This is a genomic window from Streptomyces sp. NPDC004561 (genome assembly GCF_053602155.1).
The window spans coordinates 1-6,947 of record NZ_JBSGDB010000459.1 but is presented as its reverse complement, the minus strand read 5'-3'; the positions used below and the strand labels follow the sequence as shown (position 1 = coordinate 6,947).

Here is a 6,947-nt window from a genome sequence, read left to right as displayed (position 1 = left end):
CTCGCCCGCCCCCCGCAGGCCGGCCGCCACCTCTACGCCGACCTCGGCCCGCTCCCACAGCCGCGATCCGCGCGATCCGGGCCGGCGACCTGGCCGCCACGGCCCCCCGCAAGCCCACCGGGGCCTCCCTGGCGGGCGGCGAGCTGCCCCGCACCTCCTCCGCCGAGACCCTGGCCACCGTGCAGGCCGCCGTCCTCACCGGCGACTCGCTGTGGATCGGCTACGTCAACGCCGAGGGCGCCGCCAGCCAGCGCGTCATCGCCCCGATCCGCGTCGAGGGCGGCTTCGTGACGGCGTACGACCACACGGCGGACGAGGTGCGGACGTATCCACTGCACCGCATCACCGGGGTCGCCGAGCTCGCCGAGGGCTGACGGCCGCCGGCGGGGGCTTCCGGCGACCGGCCCTGATCGTCGGCGGATGGGGCACACTGGACGTTTGGCCGTTGTCGAAAGGGTGTGCCGCGCGTGAATGGTCCACTGATCGTCCAGTCCGACAAGACCCTGCTCCTGGAGGTCGACCACGAGCGGGCGGACGACTGCCGGCGTGCCATCGCGCCCTTCGCCGAGCTGGAGCGGGCGCCCGAGCACATCCACACCTACCGGGTCACCCCGCTCGGCCTGTGGAACGCGCGGGCGGCGGGGCACGACGCCGAGCAGGTCGTGGACGCGCTGGTGCAGTACAGCCGCTACCCGGTGCCGCACGCCCTGCTCGTGGACATCGCCGAGACGATGGACCGCTACGGCCGCCTCACCCTCACCAAGCACCCCGCGCACGGACTCGTCCTCGCCACCACCGACCGGCCGGTGCTGGAGGAGGTCCTGAAGTCCAGGCGGATCGCCCCGCTGGTCGGCGCCAGGATCGACCCGGACACCGTCGCGGTGCACCCCTCCGAGCGCGGGCAGATCAAGCAGGTGCTGCTGAAGCTCGGCTGGCCGGCCGAGGACCTCGCCGGATACGTGGACGGCGAGGCGCACCCCATCGACCTGCGCGAGGAGGGCTGGGCGCTCAGGCCGTACCAGAAGCAGGCCGTGGAGAACTTCTGGCACGGCGGCAGCGGTGTCGTGGTCCTGCCCTGTGGCGCGGGCAAGACGCTGGTCGGCGCCGCTTCCATGGCCGAGGCGAAGTCGACCACCCTGATCCTCGTCACCAACACCGTCTCCGCGCGGCAGTGGAAGCACGAGCTGGTGAAGCGGACCTCGCTGACCGAGGACGAGATCGGCGAGTACAGCGGCACGAGGAAGGAGATCCGCCCGGTCACCATCGCCACCTACCAGGTGCTGACGACCCGGAGGAAGGGCGTCTACCCGCACCTGGAGCTCTTCGACTCCCGGGACTGGGGTCTGATCGTCTACGACGAGGTGCATCTGCTGCCGGCTCCCGTCTTCAAGTTCACCGCCGATCTGCAGGCGCGGCGGCGGCTGGGGCTGACCGCGACGCTGGTCCGCGAGGACGGCCGCGAGTCGGACGTGTTCTCGCTGATCGGGCCCAAGAGGTTCGACGCGCCCTGGAAGGAGATCGAGGCGCAGGGCTACATCGCGCCCGCGGACTGCGTGGAGGTCCGGGTGAACCTGACGGACTCCGAGCGGCTGGCGTACGCGACGGCCGAGACGGAGGAGAGGTACCGCTTCTGCGCCACCACGGCCACCAAGCGGAAGGTCACCGAGGCCCTGGTCCGCCGTTTCGCGGGCCAGCAGATCCTCGTCATCGGCCAGTACATCGACCAGCTCGACGAGCTGGGCGAGCACCTGAACGCGCCCGTCATCAAGGGCGAGACGTCCAACGCCCAGCGCGAGAAGCTCTTCGACGCCTTCCGCGAGGGCGAGATCAGCGTGCTGGTGGTCTCGAAGGTGGCCAACTTCTCCATCGACCTGCCCGAGGCCACGGTCGCCATCCAGGTGTCCGGCACCTTCGGCTCCCGCCAGGAGGAGGCCCAGCGCCTCGGCCGCGTGCTGCGGCCCAAGGCCGACGGTCACCAGGCCCACTTCTACTCGGTCGTGGCCCGCGACACCATCGACCAGGACTTCGCCGCCCACCGCCAGCGCTTCCTGGCCGAACAGGGCTACGCCTACCGGATCGTGGACGCGGACGAGGTCCTCGCCGAGGGGTGAGGCCGGCGGGTGCCGAGGAGGGGGCGGGGTGCCGTCACTTACGGCGTATACCGGTCTCCTCGCCGTACTCGCCGAGGACGACTACGCCGAACGCCGCCTCCGCGAACACCTTGATCGCGTGCAGGACGCTGCCGAGGAGGTGGCGCGGGGCGCCGTCCACTGCCGTGGCTCCGGTCGGGGGATGGACGGGGACCGAGGAGATGGTTGCTGCGCTCATGTCTCCATGGTGGAACTTCGGGCGCCCGATGCGCATCGGTCTGCGGAGCCAATCCCGGAAGGCTCCGGGTGCGCCCGTGGGTGGACCCGGGCCCCTACTCCGGTCAGTCCCCGTCCCCTAGGGGACGGGCGGAAACGGACCCGGGAAAGAGGCCCGGAAAGTAAGCGGGAAAGCGCCCGGAAATTCATTGGCACGCCCTCCGCCCGCTCGCCTAGAATCTCCGCTCTTGCCCGCCTCCCCTCACGGAGTGCCGTCGCCCGGTCGGAAACCGGTCGGCATCGTCGTAGCCACCCAGCAGGTCTACCGGAGGCACCCCCTTGTCCACGCCCGCCCGCGACCCCCTCGCCGACCCGCTCGACGCCCCCCACGACGATCCCCTCGCCCGCGAGCGCTCCCACCTCGCCGCGTCCCGCTCCGCCCTGCGCGCCATGCGCGAGGACGTGGAGTCGCTGGACATCAGGGACGTCACCGCGAACTGGGTCAACGCCGAAGTCCTCGCCCGCCAGATCGACGAGCGCATCAAGGCGCTCGCCGACCTCAGCGACACCCCGCTGTTCTTCGGCCGGCTCGACTATCTGCACGCGCCGGGGGCGGAGCGGGCGGAAGGCGCCGAGGGAGAGCGGTTCTACATCGGGCGGCGGCATGTGCACGACGCGAGCGGCGACCCCATGGTCATCGACTGGCGCGCGCCGGTCTCGCAGCCGTTCTACCGGGCGTCGAAGCGGGACCCGCTGGACGTCGGGCTGCGCCGCCGCTTCGGCTACACCGGCGGCGACCTGACCGCGTACGAGGACGAGCACCTCTCCGACCCGGCCGAGGCGGCCGGCACCAGCAAGTTGCTCCAGCAGGAGATCGAGCGGCCGCGCGTCGGCCCGATGCGGGACATCGTCGCCACCATCCAGCCCGAGCAGGACGAGATCGTCCGCAGCGGGCTCGGCGGGACCGTCTGCGTGCAGGGCGGGCCCGGCACCGGGAAGACCGCCGTCGGCCTGCACCGGGTCGCCTACCTGCTGTACGCGCACCGGGAGCGGCTCGCCCGCACCGGCACCCTGGTCATCGGGCCGAACCGGTCCTTCCTGCACTACATCGAGCAGGTCCTCCCGGCGCTCGGCGAGCTGACCGTGCAGCAGGCCACCGTGGACGACCTGGTCGCGCACGTGGAGGTGCGCGGCACGGACGACGCGGCCGCCGCGGTCGTCAAGGGCGACGCCCGGATGGCGGAGGTGCTGCGCCGGGCCCTGTACTCCCACGTGACCCCGCCGACGGAGCCGGTCGTGGTCGTCCGCGGCTCCCGGCGCTGGCGGGTGCCGGCGTACGAACTGGAGGACCTGGTCGGCCAGTTGCTGGAGCGGGACATCCGCTACGGCGCCGCCCGCGAGGCCCTGCCGCAGCGGATCGCGCACGCGGTGCTGGTGCAGATGGAGCGGGCCGGGGAGGCGCCGGACGACCGGGTGCAGGACGCGGTGGCGCGCAACGCCGCGGTGAAGGCGGCCGTGAAGGCGGCCTGGCCGGCCGTGGACCCGGCCAGGCTCGTGCTGCGGCTGCTCACCGAGGCGGACTTCCTCGCCGAGCACGCGGCGGGCCTCCTCGACGAGGACGAGCAGAAGACGGTCCTGTGGGCGAAGCCGGTGCGCAGCGTGAAGTCGGCCCGGTGGTCCGCCGCGGACACGGTGCTGATCGACGAGGCGACCGACCTGATCCAGCGCACGCACTCGCTCGGGCACGTGGTCCTGGACGAGGCGCAGGACCTGTCGCCGATGCAGTACCGGGCCGTGGGGCGCCGCTGCACCACCGGCAGCGCGACGGTGCTGGGCGACCTGGCGCAGGGCACGACGCCGTGGGCGACGCGCAGTTGGGACGAGGCGCTGGCCCACCTGGGCAAGTCGGAGGGGATCATCGAGGAGCTGACCGCGGGCTTCCGTGTCCCGACGGACGTCATCACCTACGCCTCCCGGCTCCTTCCGCACATCGCGCCCGGTCTGACGCCGGTCGCCTCCGTCCGGGAGAACCCCGGCTTCTTCGAGGTCCGTGACGCCGCGTCGGCGGGCGAAGTCGTCGCCGCCTGCGCGGAGTTGCTGCGCAACGAGGGCTCGACCGGCCTCATCGCCGCCGACGCCCGGATCCCGGCGCTGGCCGAGGCGCTGACGGCGGCCGGGATCACGTACCTCGCGCCCGGTGAGGAGACGACCCGCGAGACCCGGCTGACCCTGGTGCCGGCCTCGCTCGCCAAGGGCCTGGAGTACGACTACGTCGTCCTGGACGAACCGCAGGCGGTGGTGGACGGCGAGCCGGACGAGCGGACGGGGCTGCGGCGGCTGTACGTGGCGCTGACCCGAGCGGTGTCGGGCCTGGTCGTGACGCACGCGGCGCCGCTTCCCGGGCAGCTCGCCCCCGGCGCCGGCTGACCGGTTCCGCCGTGAGCGGCGGATCCGTCCACTCGAGGTCCTCCCACCCGTTGGGCCCCCGGCCCTCCTGGGGATATCGTCGGAATCCTGGGGCCAGGGCGAGGAGGACGGCCGGTGATGCCGCAGGACGAGGCCGTGATCGGCTGCACGGGGAAGGTACTCATCGGAACGCGCGGGGCCGCCGGACCGGGCGAGGTGCTGGTCCGGGTCAGAGGCGGCTCCGAGACCTTCCTCGCCTGGTCGGAGAATCCCCTGCCGGCGGGGGCGACGGTGCTCGTGATCGAGTCACGGGGCTGCCGCGAGGTCGGTGTCATCGAATGGGTAGATCCATTGGACGCGCTCGGCGGCGACGCCGCCGGCGCCTGCTGAGGAGTACAGGAAAATGTTCGGATACCGCGTACCCGCGCCCGACGAGGCGATGCTGATCTCGGGCGGGCGACGGGGACTGGGGGGCGCGCCGTTCCGAGTGGTGACGGGCCACGGCAAGTTCGTGGTGCCCTTCTTCCGCAAGACCCGGTTCCTCTCGCTCGCGATGTGCGAGTCCGAGGTCACCGAGACCTGCGTGACCAGGCAGGGCATCGCACTGCACGTCCGCGCGGTCATCGCCTTCAAGGTCGGCAACGACCACGAGAGCATCATCAACGCGGGCCAGCGCTTCCTCTCCGACCAGGACCAGATGTCGGTCCTCACCGGCCGGATCTTCGCGGGCCACCTGCGGGCCATCATCGGCTCGATGACCGTCGAGGAGATCGTCACCGAGCGGCAGAAGCTCGCCGCCGAGGTCCTCGACACCTCGAAGGTGGAGATGGCGAAGATCGGCCTGATCGTCGACTCGCTGCAGATCCAGTCGATCGACGACGGGGACACCGGTTACATCGCCGCGATGTCCGCCCCGCACAAGGCGGCCATCCAGCGGCAGGCCCAGATCGCCCAGGCGCAGGCCACGCAGGCCGCGGTCGAGGCGGAGCAGGAGGCGGCCCGCAAGCAGGCGGAGTACGCCCGGCAGACCGCCGTCGTCAAGGCCGAGTACTCCGCCGAGGTGGACCGCGCGCAGGCGCACTCCGCGCAGGCCGGTCCGCTGGCGCAGGCGCACGCCCAGCAGGAGGTGCTGGCCGCCCAGACGGAGCTGGCCAAGCGCCAGGCCGAGCTGCGGCAGCGGCAGCTGGTCTCGGAGGTCGTGAAGCCGGCCGAGGCGGAGGCCGAGCGGGTCAGGATCCTCGCCGCGGCCGAGGCGCAGCGCATGAAGATCCAGGCGGAGGCGGCGGCCTCCTACGACCGGGTCGCGCTGGACCGGATGCTGATCGACCAGCTCCCGCAGATCGTGAAGGAGGCCGCGGGCGGCCTGGCCGGCGCCAACGTCAACGTCCTGAACGGCGCGGACGGCCTCGGCGAGATCGCCGCCGGCCTGGTGTCCCAGGGCCTGACGATCCTCGACTCGGTCCGCCAGAACCTGGGCGGCCAGGACGGGGACGACCACCGCCGCCCCGAGGAGAAGCCGGGCAACGGCCTGCTCCAGCTGCGTTCGGGCAAGGAGCGGAAGTCGGACGACGGTCCGGTGAACGTCGACTAGTGCTGTGACCGGTCCAGCACCCCGCGCCACTCCTTGACGGCGCCCTCCGACACCGGCCCGTGCCACCCCTGTGGGCGGGCCGCGCCGCCGATGTGGAAGGCGTCGATGCCGGCGGTGCGCAGCGACGGGACGTGCTCCAGGCGCAGGCCCCCGCCGACGAGGATCGTCTGGTCGTAGCCCGGTTCGCCGCGCCGGCAGGTCTCGGCCACCAGGGTCGCCAGGCCCTCGTCCACGCCGACGGGCGAGCCGGCGGTGAGGTAGGTGTCCAGGCCGGGCAGGCCGGCGAGCCGCCTGCGCAGGGTGTCGCGGTCGGCGGCCCGGTCGATGGCGCGGTGGAAGGTCCAGCGGCAGCCGTCCAGCGCGCCGACGACGCGCTCGACGGCGGCCAGGTCCACCTCTCCGTCCCCGTCGAGGAACCCGAGGACGAACTGGTCGGCGCCGGCCTCCCGCAGCTCGCCCGCCACCCGGACCAGACGGGCCACGTCACCGGCCGCGAACCCGTCCGCCAGGCGGATCATCACGCGCAGGTCGATGTCGACGGCGGCGCGGATCCCGGCGACGGTGGCGGCGGACGGGGTGAGCCCGTAGGCCCCCCACTAGGTGGGCCCGTGCAGGCCTAACGCGCCCCCCCCCCGGGGGGCGAC

6 protein-coding genes and 1 pseudogene are annotated in these 6,947 nt (G+C 72.7%); 5 read left to right on the top strand and 2 right to left on the bottom strand.

The genetic code is table 11. The features are described 5' to 3' along the window. Both ACWEN3_RS37710 and ACWEN3_RS37705 read left to right on the top strand, forming a co-directional pair. Nucleotides 1–374 (top strand): WYL domain-containing protein (locus ACWEN3_RS37710; RefSeq protein WP_452980617.1); only part of this gene is annotated, 374 nt, incomplete at its 5' end. Between the two features lie 93 nt (nucleotides 375–467). Beyond that, entirely contained in the window at nucleotides 468–2,111 is a 1,644-nt protein-coding gene (locus ACWEN3_RS37705; RefSeq protein WP_452980614.1) for a DNA repair helicase XPB, read from the top strand. A 34-nt stretch (nucleotides 2,112–2,145) separates the two neighbouring features. On the opposite strand, the gene ACWEN3_RS37700 is transcribed toward ACWEN3_RS37705, so the two are convergent. Next, on the bottom strand, nucleotides 2,146–2,328 hold the full coding sequence (locus tag ACWEN3_RS37700) for a hypothetical protein (RefSeq protein WP_452980611.1): 183 nt from the start codon (nucleotides 2,326–2,328) through the stop codon (nucleotides 2,146–2,148). 317 nt (nucleotides 2,329–2,645) lie between these two features. Between ACWEN3_RS37700 and ACWEN3_RS37695 the strand changes: the two genes are divergently transcribed. From ACWEN3_RS37695 to ACWEN3_RS37685, 3 genes are all read left to right on the top strand, one after another. After that, a complete protein-coding gene (locus ACWEN3_RS37695; RefSeq protein ID WP_452980608.1) occupies nucleotides 2,646–4,733 on the top strand; it encodes a HelD family protein in 2,088 nt (695 codons plus the stop codon). A 117-nt stretch (nucleotides 4,734–4,850) separates the two neighbouring features. Continuing rightward, nucleotides 4,851–5,102, top strand: coding sequence for a hypothetical protein (locus ACWEN3_RS37690; protein ID WP_452980605.1), 252 nt, complete (start codon nucleotides 4,851–4,853; stop codon nucleotides 5,100–5,102). Nucleotides 5,103–5,115: 13 nt separating this feature from the next. Then, entirely contained in the window at nucleotides 5,116–6,303 is a 1,188-nt protein-coding gene (locus ACWEN3_RS37685; RefSeq protein WP_452980602.1) for an SPFH domain-containing protein, read from the top strand. On the opposite strand, the pseudogene ACWEN3_RS37680 reads toward ACWEN3_RS37685, so the two are convergent. Continuing rightward, nucleotides 6,300–6,893: pseudogene (locus tag ACWEN3_RS37680) on the bottom strand (copper homeostasis protein CutC); the annotation flags it as partial. The gene ACWEN3_RS37685 and the pseudogene ACWEN3_RS37680 sit on opposite strands and share 4 nt — an antisense overlap. Nucleotides 6,894–6,947 lie beyond the last annotated feature (54 nt).

What these genes read in the sequence shown, in the direction of transcription:
- ACWEN3_RS37700 (WP_452980611.1), bottom strand. Translation starts at nt 2,328, where the DNA reads ATGAGCGCAGCAACCATCTCCTCGGTCCCCGTCCATCCCCCGACCGGA.
- ACWEN3_RS37690 (WP_452980605.1), top strand. Translation starts at nt 4,851, where the DNA reads ATGCCGCAGGACGAGGCCGTGATCGGCTGCACGGGGAAGGTACTCATC.
- ACWEN3_RS37685 (WP_452980602.1), top strand. Translation starts at nt 5,116, where the DNA reads ATGTTCGGATACCGCGTACCCGCGCCCGACGAGGCGATGCTGATCTCG.